The organism is Streptomyces sp. NPDC054932, from assembly GCF_053610205.1.
In genome coordinates, this window is sequence record NZ_JBSGXU010000001.1 from 107,264 (window position 1) to 125,021 (window position 17,758).

The window sequence follows — 17,758 nt, forward strand, 5'->3', positions numbered from 1 at the left end:
TCAAGACTGGCGCTTTGCAACCGACAAAGCTAGCTTTGCAATATGCACACCCACCAGACAGCGGGCGATGTCGTCGCCGCACAGATCCGCCGGCACCGCGAGCGCCTCGGCATGAACCGGCACGAGCTCGCCGCCGAGTGCGCCCGCCTCGGGCGCCCCGACATCACGTACGCCGTACTCGTCAGCATCGAGACCGGCCGAGCCAGCGGCGGGGGCAAGAAGCGCCGTCCGGTGGACGTCGACGACTTGTTCGTGCTCGGCCTCGCTCTCGCCACTCCGCCATTGCTCCTGATGCTCCCGCTCGGGAGCGAGGACACGGTGCCGACCGTTCCGGCCGCCGACCCGCGCGACCCATACACGGTGTGGCAGTGGATGACCGGCGAGGCGACGCCAACGCTCGAGGGCCCCCTCGACGGGCGGTACGTCCCCGACTCCCGACAGATCGCCGGGACAGGGCAGACGTGGGCCGCCGCATGGGCGACAGCGGCCTATCCGGTCTCGCTGTACCCCGAACTCGCACGGCGTCGCGAAACGGCCCACAAGGCCCGGCTACGCGCCGCGCTCGATCCATCCGCACAGACCGAGTACGTCGACCGCCTCGACGAGCTCGCGCAGATCGTCAACGACATGCACCGCGCGAGCCTCACCGTCCCTGCCCTGCCAACCGAGTTGGGCAAGGACTTGAGTCGGCTCGGCCTGCTTGACCATCCCGACCAGATCAACCCGAGAGGTACTGAGTGACCGCGAAAGGCACAACGACGAAACGCTGCTACTGCCGCGACAAGGCCGGTAAGCCGCTGGGCAGTTCCTGCCCCAAGCTCAAGCAGCGCGCGCACGGCGTGTGGTCGATCCGGCAGGAACTGCCGCCGACCAAGGACGGCGACCGTCGACTCTTCCGCCGCGCCGGATACGACACGCAGACCGAGGCGCAGGCAGACCTCGACAAGGTTCGCGCCCTGCTGAACATCGCCGACAAGGACGACAAGGACGGTCGCGCCCGCCTCGGCGACCTGCTCGAGTCCGTCGGCGCGACCAAGGAAGCGATCCCCGACTACGACGAGACCAAGCGCAAGTTCGGCACCGGCCAGTCGCTCACGCAGCACATGACCGTTGCCGAGTGGCTCGACCTGTGGCTCGCCGGCAAAAAGGCACTGCGTAAGAGCGGACACGACCGGTACGAGCTCGACATCCGGTGCCACTTGCGCCCCCGGATCGGGCACATTCGTCTCGACCGCCTCACTGTGCCGCACCTCGACGCCATGTTCGAGGGCATCGCCGAGACGAACATCGAGATCACCGAGGCGAACACCACACGTCGCGCTGCGGTCGCCGAGCTCAAGACGATTCCTTGGAAGGGGGGAGAGAACCGCGCACGGCGTAAGGCCATGCGTGAAGCTATCGACGCCATGCCGCCGTTTCGGCGGATCACCGGGCCCTCGACGCAGCAGCACATCAGGGCGACGCTGCGGGCCGCGCTGAACACGGCGATAGCCCGAGGCTCGATCACGTTCAACGCCGCGCAGCACGTCGAGCTCGTCGCGGCCAAGCGGCCGAAAGCGATGGTGTGGACCGACGAGCGCATCGCCGAGTGGCTGCGGACCGGCGAGAAGCCGAGCGCTGTCATGGTGTGGACGCCCGAGCAGGCGGGCGCGTTCCTCGACTTCCTCGCCGACTTCCGGCACCGGCTGCTGCCGTTGTTCCACCTGATCACGTTCCGGGGTCTGCGCCGCGGCGAGGCGTGCGGCGTCCGGTGGTCCGACTACAACACGGGCACGGGCGAGCTCACGGTCGCGACACAGCTCGTGCAGGACGGTTGGGAAGTCGTCGAGTCGGCGCCCAAGACGGACAGCGGCGAGCGGATCATCTCGCTCGACGAGTACACCGTCGAGGTGCTCGAAGCGCACCGGGCCAAGCAGGGAGCCGAGCGCCTCGAATGGGGCGAGGCGTGGCAGGACACGGGCCGGATGTTCACCCAGGAAAACGGCGAGTGGATTCATCCCGGGTGGTTGACCGACCAGTTCGAGCGGCTCGTCGAACTGTCCGGTCTGCCGCCGATCCGGCTTCACGATCTGCGGCACGTCGCCGCCTCGCTCATGCTCTCCGCCGGCGTCGACGTCAAGATCGTGTCCGAGACGCTCGGCCACAGCGACAGCCGCATCACGCGGGACATCTATCAGTCGGTCATGCCCAAGGCTGCACGCGATGCCGCCGAGGCAACGGCCGCCATGGTGCCGAGGGGTGCCGTACGGCGGCCCGTTCAGGTCGCCGCTCCGGTCGAGGATGCGGTCGAGGTCACACCGGTACCCGCTCAGCAGAATGGGCACGCAATGGGCACGCAGGACGGCGCGAAGATCATCGCGTTCCGCCCTCGATTGGTCCGGGCATGAAAAAACCCCAGGTCACGGCGAGTGAGTCCTGGGGGTTCTACAGAGCCGCCTTCGGGATTCGAACCCGAGACCTACGCATTACGAGTGCGTTGCTCTGGCCAACTGAGCTAAGGCGGCACCGCTGGTCAGACAAGTGTTCCCTCGGAAGGGGGCGCTCATCAGCAGCGGCGCCAAGTCTACAGGGTGTCGAGGGGTGCCCCGAACCGGGTTGTGGCGGACGCCCGGCGGCTGCGGCGGGCTACCAGGACAGGCGCGGGTCCTGGGCGTGCTCGGGTGAGTGCTCCGGCCGGGGATCTGCTCGAACCGGCCGCTCCAGGTGCGCGTGTCGTCGTACCGCGTCAGCGGCTCCATCACCTCGTCCTCGTACCGGGCCGGCACGATGATCTGCGCCGTTCTGCTCATGGCCGCACGACATCGTGCGCGGATCACCCGGGCGAAACGGTTTGGCGGGCCGGCGGTCTCAGCACTTCTTGCCGTCCTGCGGGGCCTTGCCCTCCAGCAGGTAGCGGTTGATCGCGGTGTCGATGCAGTCGCTGCCGCGGCCGTACGCGGTGTGGCCGTCGCCGTCGTACGTGAGGAGGCTGCCCGACGCGAGCTGGCTGGCCAGCGCCTGCGCCCACTTGTACGGGGTCGCCGGGTCGCGGGTGGTGCCGACCACCACGATCGGCGCGGCGCCCTTCGCGCTCAGCTCCTTCGCCCTGCCCGTGGCCTTCACGGGCCAGTACGTGCAGTTCAGCGAGGCCCAGGCCAGGCCCGCGCCGAACACCGGGGAGGCCTTCTCGAAGGAGGGCAGGGCGACGTCGACGGCCTCCGGGCCGCTGAAGGCCGGGGGCTGGTCGAGGCAGTTGACGGCGGCGTTCGCGAACATCAGGTTCGCGTACTTGCCGTCCGCATCGCGCTCGTAGTAGCTGTCGGCCAGGCTCAGCAGGCCCGATCCGTCGCCGTTCATCGCCGAGGTGAGTGCCTCGCGCAGCTGCGGCCAGGCACTCTCGTCGTACAGCGCAGCGATCACCCCGGTCGTCGCCAGGGACTCGCCCAGCGGGCGAGCCGGATCGCCGGTCCGTACGGGCTGCGCGTCGACCTTGCGGAAGAACTCCTTCAGGCGCGCCGCCACCGCATCCGGGCCGCCCTTGCCCAGCGGGCAGTCGGGCTGCTTCGCGCAGTCCTTGGCGAAGGAGGTGAAGGCGGTCTCGAAGCCCGCCGTCTGGTCCCGGTTCAGTTCGAGCGCGGGCCGGGTGGGGTCCATCGCCCCGTCCAGGACCAGCCGGCCGACCCGGTCGGGGAAGAGATCCGCGTACGTCGCCCCCAGGAAGGTGCCGTACGAGGCCCCGACGTAATTGAGCTTCTCGTCGCCGAGCACCGCGCGCAGCAGGTCCATGTCCCGGGCGGCGTCGACGGTGGAGACGTGCGGCAGGACCCGCTCCGAGTTCGTCCGGCAGGCGGCCGCGAACTCCTTGAAGGCGGCCACCAGCTCGGCCCGCTCGGCCTGGGTGTCCGGTGTCTGGTCCACCTGGGTGTACTTGTCCATGGCCGGGCCGTTCAGACACTCGACCGGGCTGCTGCGTTCCACCCCGCGCGGGTCGAAGGAGACCATGTCGTACTGGGCGCGCACCGCCGCGGGGTAGCCGATGCCCGCGTACGCCTGGAGGTAGCCGATGCCGGAGCCGCCCGGGCCGCCCGGGTTGACCATCAGCGAGCCCAGGCGCTTGCCGGGGCCGGTGGCCGCACGGCGCGACACGGCGATGTCGACGTCCTGGCCGGAGCCGGGGTTCGCGTAGTCCAGCGGGGCCTTCATCGTGGAGCACTGGAATCCGGGAACACCGCAGTCGCGCCAGGTCAGCTTCTGCTCGTAGTACGGGCGCATCGCGGCCGCGTCCGGGGACGGCTGCGCCGACGGCGCCGCGGACTCCGGAGTGGAGGACGCGGCGGCCCTCGGTTCCCCCGACCCGCCCGGGGTGCACCCGGAGAGCAGCAGCCCGGCGGCTGCGATCACGGTCCCGGTGGTACGCAGGAGGCGAGTGGTGTCCATCCATGGAGCGTACGTCCTGCCGGGGGACACGCAGAGGTCGCTCGGGACCGGACGGCCGCACGCCTTCCGTGGCCCCCGCCGGGCGGGGCACGGACCGGGCACTACCCGGCCCCGGCGGCCGGTCCGCCCGTACGGGTGAAGCCGTCAACCGGGAGTGGACCGCCGACCGGCAGCGCCGGCAGCGGCCGGCCCGTGGTCAGCCCGCGCGCAGCGACATCGTCATCGCCTCGACCGCGAGGAGCGGGGCGACATTGCGGTCGAGGGCGTCCCGGCAGGCGATGATCGCCTCGATCCGGCGCAGGGTCCGCTCGGGGCCCGAGGCGCGGGCGATCCGGTCCAGGTCGGGCCGTATCTCCTCATTGGCGATGGCCACGGTCGAGCCGAGCTGCAGGGCCAGCACGTCGCGGTAGAAGCCGGTGAGGTCGGTCAGCGCCAGATCGAGGGTGTCGCGCTGGGTCCGGGTGCGGCGGCGCTTCTGCCGGTCCTCCAGCTCCTTCATCACGCCCGCCGTGCCGCGCGGCATCCGGCTGCCCGCCCCGGCACCCGCACCGAGCGCGGTGCGCAGCTCCTCGGTCTCCTTGGTGTCGACCTCCTCCGCGACCTGCTTGGCGTCCTCCGCGGCGGCGTCGACCAGCTCCTGCGCGGCCTTCAGGCAGGCGCCCACGTCATCGACGCGCAGCGGGACCTTCAGCACGGCGGCGCGGCGGGCCCGGGCGGACTCGTCGGTGGCGAGCCGGCGGGCCCGGTCGATGTGCCCCTGGGTGGCCCGGGCGGCGGCCGCCGCGACGGCGGGCTCGATGCCATCGCGCCGGACCAGCACCTCGGCGACGGCCTCGACGGACGGGGTGCGCAGCGTCAGGTGCCGGCAGCGGGAGCGGATGGTGGGCAGCACGTCCTCCAGCGAGGGCGCGCACAGCAGCCACACCGTCCGCGGAGCGGGCTCCTCCACGGCCTTGAGGAGCACGTTGCCGGCGCCCTCGGTGAGGCGGTCGGCGTCCTCCAGGACGATGACCTGCCAGCGGCCGACGGCCGGGGAGAGCTGGGCCCGGCGGACGAGGTCGCGGGTCTCCTTCACACCGATCGACAGCAGATCGGTGCGGACGATCTCCACATCGGCGTGCGTGCCGACGACGGTGGTGTGGCAGCCGTCGCAGAACCCGCAGCCCGGCTCACCGCCGAGGGCGCGGTCGGGACTGGTGCACTGCAGGGCGGCCGCGAAGGCCCGGGCGGCGGTGGACCGCCCGGAGCCAGGCGGTCCGGTGAACAGCCAGGCGTGGGTCATCTTGGACGCCGCGGGCGGCGCGGTCCCGTCCGTGACGGCCGTGACCAGCGCGTCGGCATCGCGGGCGGCGGCGGCCAGCTGCTTCTGGACCCGCTCCTGTCCCACCAGGTCGTCCCATACGGGCATCCCGCCCACCACCTTTCACTCTCCGTGCACCCATTGTGGCGGGCGCCGCTGACAATCCGGTCCGGACCGGGCCCGGCCCCGCCCCGGGGTCAGCGGCGGCGGCGCGGTCCGCCTTCGCCCTCGTCGCCGTCCTCGTCGTCCCGGTGGCGACCGAGCAGCTCGTCCGCCAGCGTCGGCAGATCGTCCAGCGGGGTCTCCTCGGCCCAGTCCGGCCGGGCGCGGCGCGGCCGGCCCTCGTCGTCGAGGACGGGGAGCTCCCGCGTCCGGTCGTTGCCGGAGTCCCGGAAGATGCCCGACGGGACCCGGTCGGCCGGGTTCTCCTCCGGACGCTGGGCCGTCGGCCGCGTGGCGGACCGGGTGGACCTGGCCTGACCGGTACCGCTGTCCTGCGGCTTCTGCGGGGCCTGCTGGGACTGCGGGGCCTGCTGGGGCTGCTGGGCGGCAGGTCGTACGGGCGGCAGTACGGCCGTCTCGTCCGTCGCGCGGACCGGCGGCAGCACCGTGGTCTCCGCGACGGACGCCGGGTCGATCTTCGGCACGGGCACGGTCTGGGTGACGTCGTCCGGCTGGACGACCCGCTTGACCGGCTTGGCCATCGGGGTCTCCACCGTCACCGCGTCATCCGGGTGCGGCGCCGACTGCGGCTCCGGCTCCGGCTTCTTGGTCATGCCGACCTTGGGCGCGGGAGCAGGGGCAGGGGCAGGAGCAGGGGCCGGTGCGGGCGCCGCGGCGACCGCAGCAGCCTCCGCAGCCGCCGCAGCGGCCTTCGCCGCCGCCTCGGCCTCCACCAGCCGGCGAGCCTCCTCGGCCTTCAGCAGGGCCTCCTCGGCCCGCCGCTGCTTCTCCAGCCGCCGCTCCTCGGCCTCGGCCCGCAGCCGGGCCTCCTCCTCGGCCTGTCGGCGCAGCCGCTCGGCCTCCGCCGCGCGCGCCTTCTCCTCGGCCTCCGCGCGCAGTCGCTCGGCCTCGGCCCGGGCCCGGGCCTCCTCCTCGGCGCGCAGCCGCTCCTCCTCCGCCCTGCGGGCGGCCTCGGCCTCGGCCTTGATCCGTGCTTCCTCGGCCTCGCGGGCCCTGCGGGCCTCCTCCTCGGCGCGCAGCCGCTCTTCCTCCGCCTTGCGCGCGGCCTCTTCCTCGGCCCTGCGCCGCGCCTCCTCCTCGGCGAGGCGCCGCGCCTCCACCTGGGCGGCCACTTCGGCCTCCGAGAGCGGAAGCATCCGGTCCAGGCGGTGCCGTACGACCGTGGTCACCGAATCCGGGTCCTGGCCCGCGTCGACCACGAGGTAGCGACCGGGGTCGGACGCGGCGAGCGTCAGGAACCCGGACCGCACCCGCTGGTGGAATTCCGCCGGCTCCGACTCCAGCCGGTCCGGTGCCTCCGTGAACCGCTCCCGCGCCGCCTCCGGCGACACGTCGAGCAGCACGGTCAGATTCGGGACGAGTCCGTCGGTGGCCCAGCGCGAGATCCGGGCGATCTCCGTCGGGGAGAGGTCGCGGCCGGCGCCCTGGTAGGCGACCGAGGAGTCGATGTAGCGGTCCGAGATGACAACCGCGCCGCGCTCCAGGGCCGGGCGCACCACCGTGTCCACGTGTTCCGCGCGGTCGGCGGCGTACAGCAGGGCCTCGGCGCGGTTCGACAGACCGGCCGAGGAGATGTCGAGCAGGATCGAGCGGAGCCGCTTGCCGACGGGGGTCGCCCCGGGCTCCCGGGTCACCACGACCTCGTGGCCCTTGCCCCGTATCCAGTCGGCGAGCGCCTCGACCTGGGTGGACTTGCCGGCCCCGTCGCCGCCCTCCAGGGCGATGAAGAATCCGGTGGTGGAAGCCGCCTGTACGGGCTCCCCGCCGCGCAGCGCCTCCCGAAGGTCCCGCCGCAGCGGTACGCCCCGGCGGTCGTCGGCCTTCGTGAGCACCAGCACGGCGACGGGCAGCAGCAGCGCGCCGACCAGCATCAGGGTGAAGGCGGCTCCGCCGTGCGCGAAGACGACCTCGGCGCCGGTCAGCCGGTGTGGGCCGATCGCCGCGGCCAGGACGGGGGCGAGGACGGCGCCGAGCGCCACGGCCACGCGCACGGCCGCCTGCAGGTGCTCGGTGACCCGGGCCCGGCGGAACTCCTCGGTCTCCTGGTCCAGCAGGGTGTGGCCGGTGTTGGCCGCGACACCCGCGGCGATGCCGGCGAGCAGCGACAGGAACAGCACGGTCGCCATGTCCGGGACGAGCCCGGTCAGCAGCAGCGCGAGCCCGGTCACCGCTATGGCCAGGGCCAGCAGCCGGCGGCGGGACAGGGCGGGCAGCACCTTGCCGGCCTGGGTGGCGCGGATGCCCGTGGCGGTGCCGCCGACCAGCGCGAGGACGAACAGCGCGAAGGCGGCCGGACCGCCGCCCAGGTCGAAGGCGTGCAGTACGGACACGGCCACGGCGCAGGACACCGCTCCGGCGACCGCGGCGCAGCTCAGGACCAGAAGGGGGATGGCGCCGGTACGGCCCTTGTCGGGCCGGTCACCCGTCTTCGGGGCGCGCAGGCCCTCCAGCGGGGACCTCGGCCGCGGGGTCGCCCCGCCGGGCAGCACCAGCGGCAGCAGCAGCGAGACCGAGGCCGCGAAGAGGCCGGAGGCCACGTACGAGCCGAGCGCGGCCTGGTTCACCGCGAACCAGTCCACTCCGAGGCCGAGCGCCTTGCCGACCAGGGTCGCGGCGAGCAGCGCGGCCGCGGCGGCGGGGAGCGCCGCGAAGGCCGTGCGCAAGGTCAGCCGCCGCAGCGCGTCCAGGTGGTCCGGGAGCGGCCGTACGGTCGCCCCCTCCGGCGGCGGCGCGGGCAGCAGGGTGGGCGCCGCGCTCTCCTTGGCCAGGGTCCACAGCCGCTCGGCGGCGCCGGCGACGAACACGGTGGCCAGCAGCGCGGTGAGTGCGTGGGCCGGGATCCAGTCGAGCCACAGGGGGGCGACGACGAAGAGCCCGAGGCGGACCCCGTCGGCCCCGATCATGGTCCAGCGGCGGTCCAGCCTGCCGCCCGATCCCAGCAGCCCGGCCAGCGGGCCGAGGAGGACCGCACCGAAGAGCAGGGTGGCGAGGATGCGGACCGCGAAGACGGCGGCGACGGCCAGGGCCGCGCCGCGGTATCCGCCGCCGAAGGCCCCTTCCGAGGCCGCGGCCTGGAGGGCCAGCAGCACCAGCACCAGCAGGGCGAGGGCATCGCCGATGCCGCTCACCAACTGGGCGCTCCACAGCCGGCGCAGCCTGGGAGTGCGCAGCAGTGCGCGCACCGCACGCTCACGGGAATCCGCGGCTAGGGCTTCGTCGTAGGTGGGGTTCGCCGGGGCGGTCACGACCGCCGGCTGCTCGGCTCGCGTCATCCGCCCAGCCTATCCGCTGCACTATGCGGGTGCGGAAGCCTGTGGACGGGGCCGGGTGTGACCCCGGACCCATCTTTTTTCCGGTCTTTTTCCGGGAGCGGCCCGGCGCGGTTGCGGGGCTCTGCCCCGGACCCCGCGCCGCGGACGCCGGCGGGGCCGAAATCAGCCCCGCCGACGACGGGTTCGACTACTCTTCCGCGGCCGGTGCGGCGGCCGTCTTCTTGGCCGGGGCCTTCTTCGCCACCGTCTTCTTGGCGGTGGTCTTCTTGGCCGTCGTCGTCTTCTTCGCGGCAGCGGCCTTGGTCGCCGTCGCCTTCTTGGCCGGGGCCTTCTTGGCGGGGGCCTTCTTCGCCACCTTCTTGGCCGGGCCCTTCGCGCGCTTCTCCGCGAGGAGCTCGTAGCCCCGCTCGGGCGTGATCGTCTCGACGTCGTCGTCCCGCCGCAGCGTCGCGTTCGTCTCGCCGTCCGTCACGTACGGGCCGAAGCGGCCGTCCTTGACCACCACCGGCTTCTCGCTGACCGGGTCCGTGCCCAGCTCCTTCAGCGGCGGCTTGGCCGCGGCCCGGCCCCGCTGCTTGGGCTGCGCGTAGATCGCGAGGGACTCGTCCAGCGTGATCGAGAAGAGCTGGTCCTCGGTCTCCAGCGACCGCGAGTCCGTGCCCTTCTTCAGGTACGGGCCGTAGCGGCCGTTCTGGGCCGTGATCTCCACGTTCTCCGCGTCCACTCCGACCACGCGCGGCAGCGACATCAGCTTCAGCGCGTCGTCGAGCGTGACCGTGTCCAGGCTCATCGACTTGAAGAGCGAGGCCGTCCGCGGCTTGACCGCGTTCTTGCCCGTCTTCGGCGTGCCCTCGGGCAGGATCTCCGTCACGTACGGCCCGTAGCGGCCGGCCTTCGCGACGATCTCGTTGCCGCTGACCGGGTCCTTGCCGAGCTGGAAATCCCCGCTCGGCGCGGCGAGCAGCTCCTCCGCGTACGCGACCGTCAGCTCGTCCGGAGCCATGTCGGTCGGTACGTCGGCCCGCTGGTGGCCCTCCTCGGCCTTCTCGCCGCGCTCCACGTACGGCCCGTAGCGGCCGACGCGCAGCACGATGCCCTCGCCGACCGGGAAGGAGGAGATCTCCCGGGCGTCGATCGCGCCGAGGTCCGTGACCAGCTCCTTCAGACCGCCGAGGTGGTCCCCGTCGGCCGGCACGACCTCGGTCGCGTCCTCCGAGCCGAAGTAGAACCGCTTCAGCCACGGCACGGACTGGGCCTCGCCCCGCGCGATGCGGTCGAGGTCGTCCTCCATCTTGGCGGTGAAGTCGTAGTCGACGAGCCGCCCGAAGTGCGTCTCCAGCAGGTTCACCACGGCGAACGACAGGAAGGACGGCACGAGCGCCGTGCCCTTCTTGAAGACGTATCCGCGGTCGAGGATCGTGCCGATGATCGACGCGTACGTCGACGGACGGCCGATCTCGCGCTCTTCGAGCTCCTTGACCAGCGAGGCCTCGGTGTAGCGGGCCGGCGGCTTGGTCGAGTGCCCGTCCGCCGTGATCTCCTCGGCGGCGAGCGCGTCGCCCTCCGCGACCTGCGGCAGCCGCTTCTCGCGGTCGTCGAGCTCGGCGTTCGGGTCGTCCGCGCCCTCGACGTACGCCTTCATGAAGCCGTGGAAGGTGATCGTCTTGCCGGAGGCGGTGAACTCGGCGTCGCGCCCGTCCGAGGCGTGGCCGCCGATCTTCACGGTGACGCTGTTGCCGACCGCGTCCTTCATCTGGGAGGCGACGGTCCGCTTCCAGATCAGCTCGTACAGGCGGAACTGGTCGCCGGTCAGACCCGTCTCGGCCGGAGTGCGGAAACGATCACCCGAAGGACGGATCGCCTCGTGCGCCTCCTGCGCGTTCTTGACCTTGCCGGCGTAGACGCGCGGCTTCTCCGGCAGGTAGTCGGCCCCGTAGAGCTGGGTGACCTGCGCCCGCGCCGCCGACACCGCGGTGTCGGACAGCGTGGTGGAGTCGGTACGCATGTAGGTGATGAAGCCGTTCTCGTACAGCTTCTGGGCCACCTGCATCGTCGCCTTCGCACCGAAGCCCAGCTTGCGCGAGGCCTCCTGCTGGAGCGTCGTCGTACGGAAGGGGGCGTACGGGGAACGGCGGTACGGCTTGGACTCGACCGACCGGACGGCGAACGAGGTGTCGGCCAGGGCGGCGGCCAGAGCCCGGGCGTTCGCCTCGTCGAGGTGCAGCACCTCGCTCTTGAGCTGCCCGTTGGAGCCGAAGTCGCGGCCCTGCGCGACGCGCTTGCCGTCCACCGTGTTCAGGCGGGCGACCAGCGTGGACGGGTCGGAGGCGTCGCCGGCCCGGCCGGTGGAGAAGGTTCCGGTCAGGTCCCAGTACTCGGCGGTGCGGAAGGCGATGCGCTCGCGCTCCCGCTCGACGACGAGGCGGGTGGCCACCGACTGCACGCGGCCCGCCGACAGCTTCGGCATGACCTTCTTCCACAGGACCGGCGAGACCTCGTAGCCGTAGAGGCGGTCGAGGATGCGGCGGGTCTCCTGGGCGTCGACCATGCGCTGGTTCAGCTCGCGCGGGTTGGCGACGGCGTCGCGGATCGCGTCCTTGGTGATCTCGTGGAAGACCATCCGGTGGACGGGGACCTTGGGCTTGAGGACTTCCTGAAGGTGCCACGCGATGGCTTCGCCCTCGCGGTCCTCATCGGTGGCGAGGAAGAGTTCGTCGGACTCGGCCAGCAGCTCCTTGAGCTTCCTGACCTGGGCCTTCTTGTCCGCGTTGACCACGTAGATCGGCGCGAAGTCGTGCTCGACGTCCACACCGAGGCGGCGGACCTCGCCGGTGTACTTGTCGGGAACCTCGGCCGCGCCGCTGGGGAGGTCGCGGATGTGCCCGACGCTCGCCTCGACGACGTATCCGGGGCCGAGGTAGCCCTTGATCGTCTTCGCCTTGGCTGGGGACTCGACGATGACGAGTCGGCGGCCGCCCTTTGCGGTCTCGCTAGTCGGGGACAACTTGGCTCTTCTCTCCGGTCGGCACTCGGTCGCAGTACGGCGACGCTGCGGAGTGTGACGGTACAACCCGCCCCCGTGTCAAACGGCAGAAGCCCGCAACGGCCACTCGAACGGTAACCCGACAAGTGCCGTTTCTGCCGCCCGGATGCCGCGCCGGGGCGTTCCCGATCACTGCGCAGGGTGGCCGGAGGGCCGTCTGGCCTCGCCTTCGCACCTGGTCCCGGACCTGGTCCAACGTCGGCTTTCGCGGGCGGATCGGCGGCCGGATCCCCGGTCCGCCGGGGCCCCCGCGATCCCGGTGCCCCGGCCGCGCGGTGCGTTCCGGTCCGGGGCGGCGCCGCCCTGCCGAAGAGCGGGGTCGGCGCTGCGACCGTGACGGGGCGCACGTCCTCTGCCACCGGCGCACGGCGGAAGAGTGCGCGCCCCCGTCCAGGCCTGCACAGCGGCCCCGAACAGCGGGAACACGGCCTCCGCGAAGATCGCCGGACCGTTTTCCGCGCCGCTCCCCCTCGCCCCCGGGCCGCGCTCGGGATCCCCCCGGATCCCTTGCGCAGGAGACTGGCAGCCCCGGGGATACGGCGGGCGAACCCCGGGTTACATCCTGGGGGCGACTACGGCGCCGGGCGTGTCACGGGGTCCAGGAAACCCTGCTCGACCAGCATCCGGATGGCCTCCGGGGTGCGGTCCCGCAGCACGACCGGGTCCTCCTGCATCAGCTGCGCGATCGCGTCCAGGATCCGGCCCGCGCTCAGTGAGCCGTCACACACTCCGGCGAAGCCGGCGCCGACCGTGTCGACCTTGGTGGCACGCCTCATTCCGCGGTTCTGCCGGAGCACGACATGTTCCGGATCCTCCGCGCCGGGCGCGCCGACCTGCTCCTGGACCACTTCCTCGGCCAGTGCGAAACGGGCCTCCAGCAGGGCCGCGTCGTCGTGCTGCCGCAGGTAGTCCTGGCGGGCGAAGTGGGCCGTGACGGCCTCGCCGAGCGGCTGCTCCACCGTGTGCGGCCACTCCTCGACCACGATCGAGGGCTCGGCCGCGTCCGTCCGGCGCAAGGTGATCCATCCGAAGCCGACGGACTTGGTCCCGCGGGCCTCGAACTCGTCCAGCCAGTCCTCGTAGCGCCGGGTGTACTCGGCGGGGTCGGTCCGGTGGTCGCCCGCATCGCGCAGCCAGAGCTCCGCGTACTGCGTCACGTCCTGCACGTCACGCTGCACGATCCAGGCATCACAGCCGCGCGGCACCCAGGAGCGGAGCCGGTCGCGCCAGTCCTCGCCCTCCACGTGCTGCCAGTTGCCGAGGAACTGCGCGTACCCGCCCGGGTTGAGCCGCGCGCCCGCCTCCTGGACCAGGGTCCGGCACAGGTCGTCGCCGCCCATGCCGCCGTCCCGGTACGTCAGCCGGGCGCCGGGGGAGATCACGAACGGCGGGTTCGACACGATCAGGTCGTACGTGGCCTCGCCGACCGGCTCGAAGAGCGACCCGGTGAGCAGCTCGGCCTCAGGTGCTCCGGACAGGGCCAGCGTCAAACGGGTGAAGTCCAGCGCCCTGGGGTTGACGTCGGTCGCGGTGACCCGGGTGGCGTGCCGGGAGGCGTGCAGCGCCTGGATTCCGGATCCGGTGCCGACGTCGAGGGCCGAGCCGACCGGGGTGCGGACGGTGATCCCGGCCAGAGTGGTGGACGCGCCGCCGACGCCGAGGACCACGCCCTCCTCGCGGCTGCCGATCCCGCCGGCCCCGCCGACGGCGCAGCCCAGGTCGGAGACGATGAACCAGTCCTCGCCGTCCGGACCGCCGTACGGGCGCACGTCGACGGTGGCGTGCACCTCGTCGCCCTCCAGCCGCAGCCAGCCGTCGGCCAGGGCCGCCTCGACGGGCAGGGCCTCCGCCGCGTGCACGTACGGCTCCGGTTGCTGGAGCAGGAACAGCCGGACCAGGCTCGCGAGCGCTCCGTCACCCGGGCCGCGGGTGGCGCGCAGGGCGGGCACGGTCTCGCTGCGGGCCAGCGCGGCGTAGGCGGGGGCGCCGAGCAGGTCGAGCAGCCCGTCGGCGGTGAAACCGGCGTCGAGCAGGGCTGCGCGGAGCTCGGCGGCGCGGTCGGGCGTGGGAAGGCTGGTGTTACTCACGCGTCCATTGTGTCCGCTGGGACCCGTCCTGCCGGTCACACCGGGCCCAGAGGTACGAAAGGGCGGCCGCGGCCCCGTACGGGACCCCGGCCGCCCTCATCGACGTACCGCTGAACGCCGCCCCGGAGGGCCGAGCGCGCTACTTGGGCGCGGGCGCCTCGACCTGGCAGCCCTTCTGGCTGTTGAGCGCCTTGTCCAGGCCGCCCGCGTGAAGCTGGTCGATCACGTCCTGGCCGCCCTTCGTCGCGTCCTGGAGGCCGCCGGCGACCTCCTTGAGCCCGTCGGCGAACTTCGCCTTGTCCTGGGGGTCGAGGGCGTCCATCTTCGCCTTCAGGTCGGCGTAGCCCTTGGAGGTCGTCTCGAAGCCCTTGGCCGCCGCCGCCTGGGTCGCGGCGCCGTTCTTGACCGGTGGCACGCCCGCCGACTGCAGGGCGGCCCCCATCACCTTGTACGACTCGGCCATGGTCCCGAACGCCGCGGAATCGGTCTTCTGGACCTCCTCGGGCTTACTGCTCTCCGAGGCGACCCGCTTGATCTCGGCGTTGGAGTCCTCGATCTTCTTGATTTCGGGCTGCCACTGGTCACAGACCTTCTTGGCCCAGGAGCCGGCCTTCTGGTCGGTCTCGTCGCCGCCGCAGCCGGACAGGACGAGCATCAGCACCGCACCACCCGACAGCGTGGCCGCAAGCTTCTTGTTCACCGGATTGGTCCCTTCGGAGGCTCTCGGCCCGGAAGATACACGGTTGCCCTCCGGAGACGCACAAAGGCGGACAGACGGCGCGTGAGTCCGCGCCGCCCGTCCGCCGTTCGGGCGCACCGGCCGGCCCTGCCCGGCCCTGCCCGTACCGCTGACCGGTCTCGGGTCAGGAGACCGTCGCGGGGTCGGCCGACTGGGCCACCCGCTCGGCGGCCCCGCCCTCGGTCTCGTCGCCGACGGCGATGCCGCGGCGCTTGGAGATGTACACCGCCGCGATGATGACCCCGATCGACAGGACCGCGACGATGGCCCGCACGGTCGGGCTGCTGTCCGCGCCGTAGCTGAACTGCACGACGGCGGGGGCGATCAGCAGCGCCACCAGGTTCATGACCTTGAGCAGCGGGTTGATCGCGGGACCGGCGGTGTCCTTGAACGGGTCGCCGACCGTGTCGCCGATGACGACCGCGGCGTGGGCCTCACTGCCCTTGCCGCCGTGGTGGCCGTCCTCGACGAGCTTCTTCGCGTTGTCCCAGGCGCCGCCGGAATTGGCGAGGAAGACCGCCATCAGCGTGCCCGTGCCGATGGCGCCGGCGAGGAAGGACCCGAGCGCGCCCACGCCGAGGGAGAAGCCCACGGCGATGGGGGTGAGCACGGCGAGCAGACCGGGCGTGGCGAGCTCGCGCAGCGCGTCCTTGGTGCAGATGTCGACGACGCGCCCGTACTCGGGCTTCTCGGTGTAGTCCATGATCCCGGGGTGCTCGCGGAACTGGCGGCGCACCTCGTAGACGACGGCGCCCGCGGAGCGGGAGACGGCGTTGATGGCGAGGCCGGAGAACAGGAACACGACGGCGGCGCCCAGGATCAGCCCGACGAGGTTGTTGGGCTGTGCGATGTCCAGGCTGAGGTTCATCTCCCCGGCCTTGGCGCCGACCTCCTTGACCGCGGTGGCGATCGCGTCGTTGTACGAGCCGAACAGCGCCGCCGCGGCGAGCACGGCCGTGGCGATGGCGATGCCCTTGGTGATGGCCTTGGTGGTGTTGCCCACGGCGTCCAGGTCGGTCAGGACCTGCGCACCGGCGCCCTCGACGTCGCCGGACATCTCGGCGATGCCCTGGGCGTTGTCGGAGACGGGCCCGAAGGTGTCCATGGCGACGATGACGCCGACGGTGGTGAGCAGGCCGGTGCCGGCCAGGGCCACCGCGAAGAGCGCGAGCAGGATCGACGTACCGCCGAGCAGGAACGCTCCGTAGACGCCGAGGCCGATGAGCAGCGCCGTGTAGACGGCGGACTCCAGGCCGACCGAGATGCCGGCGAGGACGACGGTGGCCGCACCGGTCAGGGACGACTTGCCGATGTCCCGGACGGGACGCCGGTTGGTCTCGGTGAAGTAGCCGGTCAGCTGCTGGATCAGGGCCGCGAGCACGATGCCGATGGCGACGGCGACGACGGCCAGGATGCGCGGGTCACCGGAGTGGTTGGTGATCGCCGGGTTCTCGACTCCGACGAGCTCCTTGTAGGTGGCCGGCAGGTAGGCGTAGACGGCGATCGCGACCATCACCAGGGAGATCACGGCGGAGATGAAGAAGCCGCGGTTGATGGCGGTCATGCCGCTGCGGTCGGAGCGGCGCGGGGAGACCGCGAAGATGCCGATCATCGCGGTGACGACGCCGATCGCGGGGACGATCAGCGGGAAGGCCAGGCCCAGGTCGCCGAAGGCGGCCTTGCCGAGGATGAGTGCGGCCACCAGGGTGACGGCGTAGGACTCGAAGAGGTCGGCCGCCATTCCGGCGCAGTCTCCGACGTTGTCGCCCACGTTGTCGGCGATGGTCGCGGCATTGCGCGGGTCGTCCTCCGGAATGCCCTGCTCGACCTTGCCGACCAGGTCGGCGCCGACGTCGGCGGCCTTGGTGAAGATTCCGCCGCCCACGCGCATGAACATCGCGATCAGTGCGGCGCCGAGACCGAAGCCCTCCAGGACCTTGGGGGCGTCGGCGGCGTAGACCAGGACGACGCAGGAGGCGCCGAGCAGGCCGAGGCCGACGGTGAACATGCCGACGACGCCGCCCGTACGGAAGGCGATCTTCATCGCCTTGTGGGAGACCTCGGTCAGGTCCTTGGCCGGCTCCCCCTCGGCCGGGGTGGCCTCGCGCGCAGCAGCGGCGACACGGACGTTGGCCCGGACCGCGAGGCGCATGCCGATGTAACCGGTGGCGGCCGAGAAGAGGGCGCCGACGAGGAAGAAGGCGGAACGCCCACCCCGCTGCGCCCAGTCGTCGGCGGGGAGCAGGAAGAGCAGGAAGAAGACCACGACGGCGAAGATGCCGAGCGTGCGCAACTGCCGTCCGAGGTAGGCGTTGGCGCCTTCCTGGACGGCCGCGGCGATCTTCTTCATGCTGTCGGTTCCCTCGTCGGCGGCGAGGACCTGGCGGACCAGGATCTGCGCGACGACGAGTGCGGCGAGTGCCACGGCCGCAATGACGATCACGATGAGCCGATTGTCATCGGTGAGTACTGCGGATGCCAGATCTGTGGTGCGATCGGGCGCGATAGGGGTGAAGAGCCCCGTCATTCGTCCTCCTTGACGTGATGAGCTCAAGATGTGGACGGATTGTAGGGAGCGCGCCCCGATCAAAACAGTGCGCAGGAAACGCAATTGGCGTGCTCTTGCTCCTCAGCAATAGATCGCGTCACTCCATTACCCTCGAAAGTGGTAATGGGGCAAAGGCATTGACGCCTGATCAATGATCTAGGGAAATGAAA

9 protein-coding genes and 1 tRNA gene are annotated in these 17,758 nt (G+C 71.8%); 2 read left to right on the forward strand and 8 right to left on the reverse strand.

What is annotated here, in order from left to right:
- Positions 1 to 42 precede the first annotated feature (42 nt).
- The gene (locus ACWGE1_RS00585; RefSeq protein ID WP_453418362.1) at positions 43 to 741 is read left to right on the forward strand and encodes a hypothetical protein; all 699 of its coding nucleotides are present in this window, start codon (positions 43 to 45) and stop codon (positions 739 to 741) included.
- Positions 738 to 2,387, forward strand: coding sequence for a tyrosine-type recombinase/integrase (locus ACWGE1_RS00590; RefSeq protein WP_453418363.1), 1,650 nt, complete (start codon positions 738 to 740; stop codon positions 2,385 to 2,387). Before ACWGE1_RS00585 ends, ACWGE1_RS00590 begins: the two co-directional genes overlap by 4 nt.
- A 43-nt stretch (positions 2,388 to 2,430) precedes the next feature.
- Here ACWGE1_RS00590 and ACWGE1_RS00595 read toward each other — a convergent pair.
- The 8 genes from ACWGE1_RS00595 to ACWGE1_RS00630 all read right to left on the reverse strand — a co-directional run bounded on the left by ACWGE1_RS00595 (position 2,431) and on the right by ACWGE1_RS00630 (position 17,567).
- Positions 2,431 to 2,504 (reverse strand) — tRNA-Thr (locus tag ACWGE1_RS00595).
- A gap of 343 nt (positions 2,505 to 2,847) precedes the next feature.
- Positions 2,848 to 4,416 (reverse strand): alpha/beta hydrolase, encoded by a 1,569-nt coding sequence (locus ACWGE1_RS00600; protein ID WP_453418364.1) that lies wholly within the window; start codon positions 4,414 to 4,416, stop codon positions 2,848 to 2,850.
- Between the two features lie 196 nt (positions 4,417 to 4,612).
- Positions 4,613 to 5,824, reverse strand: coding sequence for a DNA polymerase III subunit delta' (locus tag ACWGE1_RS00605; RefSeq protein ID WP_453418365.1), 1,212 nt, complete (start codon positions 5,822 to 5,824; stop codon positions 4,613 to 4,615).
- Between the two features lie 89 nt (positions 5,825 to 5,913).
- Positions 5,914 to 9,171 (reverse strand): dTMP kinase, encoded by a 3,258-nt coding sequence (gene tmk, locus ACWGE1_RS00610; protein ID WP_453418366.1) that lies wholly within the window; start codon positions 9,169 to 9,171, stop codon positions 5,914 to 5,916.
- A 187-nt stretch (positions 9,172 to 9,358) separates the two neighbouring features.
- Complete coding sequence (topA, locus tag ACWGE1_RS00615; protein ID WP_453418367.1) at positions 9,359 to 12,175, reverse strand: type I DNA topoisomerase; 2,817 nt, start codon at positions 12,173 to 12,175, stop codon at positions 9,359 to 9,361.
- A 611-nt stretch (positions 12,176 to 12,786) separates the two neighbouring features.
- Complete coding sequence (locus ACWGE1_RS00620; protein ID WP_453418368.1) at positions 12,787 to 14,301, reverse strand: DUF7059 domain-containing protein; 1,515 nt, start codon at positions 14,299 to 14,301, stop codon at positions 12,787 to 12,789.
- A 139-nt stretch (positions 14,302 to 14,440) separates the two neighbouring features.
- A complete protein-coding gene (locus ACWGE1_RS00625) occupies positions 14,441 to 15,001 on the reverse strand; it encodes a small secreted protein (protein WP_453418369.1) in 561 nt (186 codons plus the stop codon).
- Positions 15,002 to 15,164: 163 nt separating this feature from the next.
- Positions 15,165 to 17,567 carry a sodium-translocating pyrophosphatase gene (locus ACWGE1_RS00630; RefSeq protein WP_453418370.1) on the reverse strand — a complete coding sequence of 801 codons (2,403 nt, stop codon included), beginning with the start codon at positions 17,565 to 17,567 and terminating at the stop codon, positions 15,165 to 15,167.
- Positions 17,568 to 17,758 lie beyond the last annotated feature (191 nt).

What these genes read in the sequence shown, in the direction of transcription:
- ACWGE1_RS00605 (WP_453418365.1), bottom strand. Translation starts at nt 5,824, where the DNA reads ATGCCCGTATGGGACGACCTGGTGGGACAGGAGCGGGTCCAGAAGCAG.
- tmk (WP_453418366.1), bottom strand. Translation starts at nt 9,171, where the DNA reads ATGACGCGAGCCGAGCAGCCGGCGGTCGTGACCGCCCCGGCGAACCCC.
- ACWGE1_RS00585 (WP_453418362.1), top strand. Translation starts at nt 43, where the DNA reads ATGCACACCCACCAGACAGCGGGCGATGTCGTCGCCGCACAGATCCGC.
- ACWGE1_RS00630 (WP_453418370.1), bottom strand. Translation starts at nt 17,567, where the DNA reads ATGACGGGGCTCTTCACCCCTATCGCGCCCGATCGCACCACAGATCTG.
- ACWGE1_RS00600 (WP_453418364.1), bottom strand. Translation starts at nt 4,416, where the DNA reads ATGGACACCACTCGCCTCCTGCGTACCACCGGGACCGTGATCGCAGCC.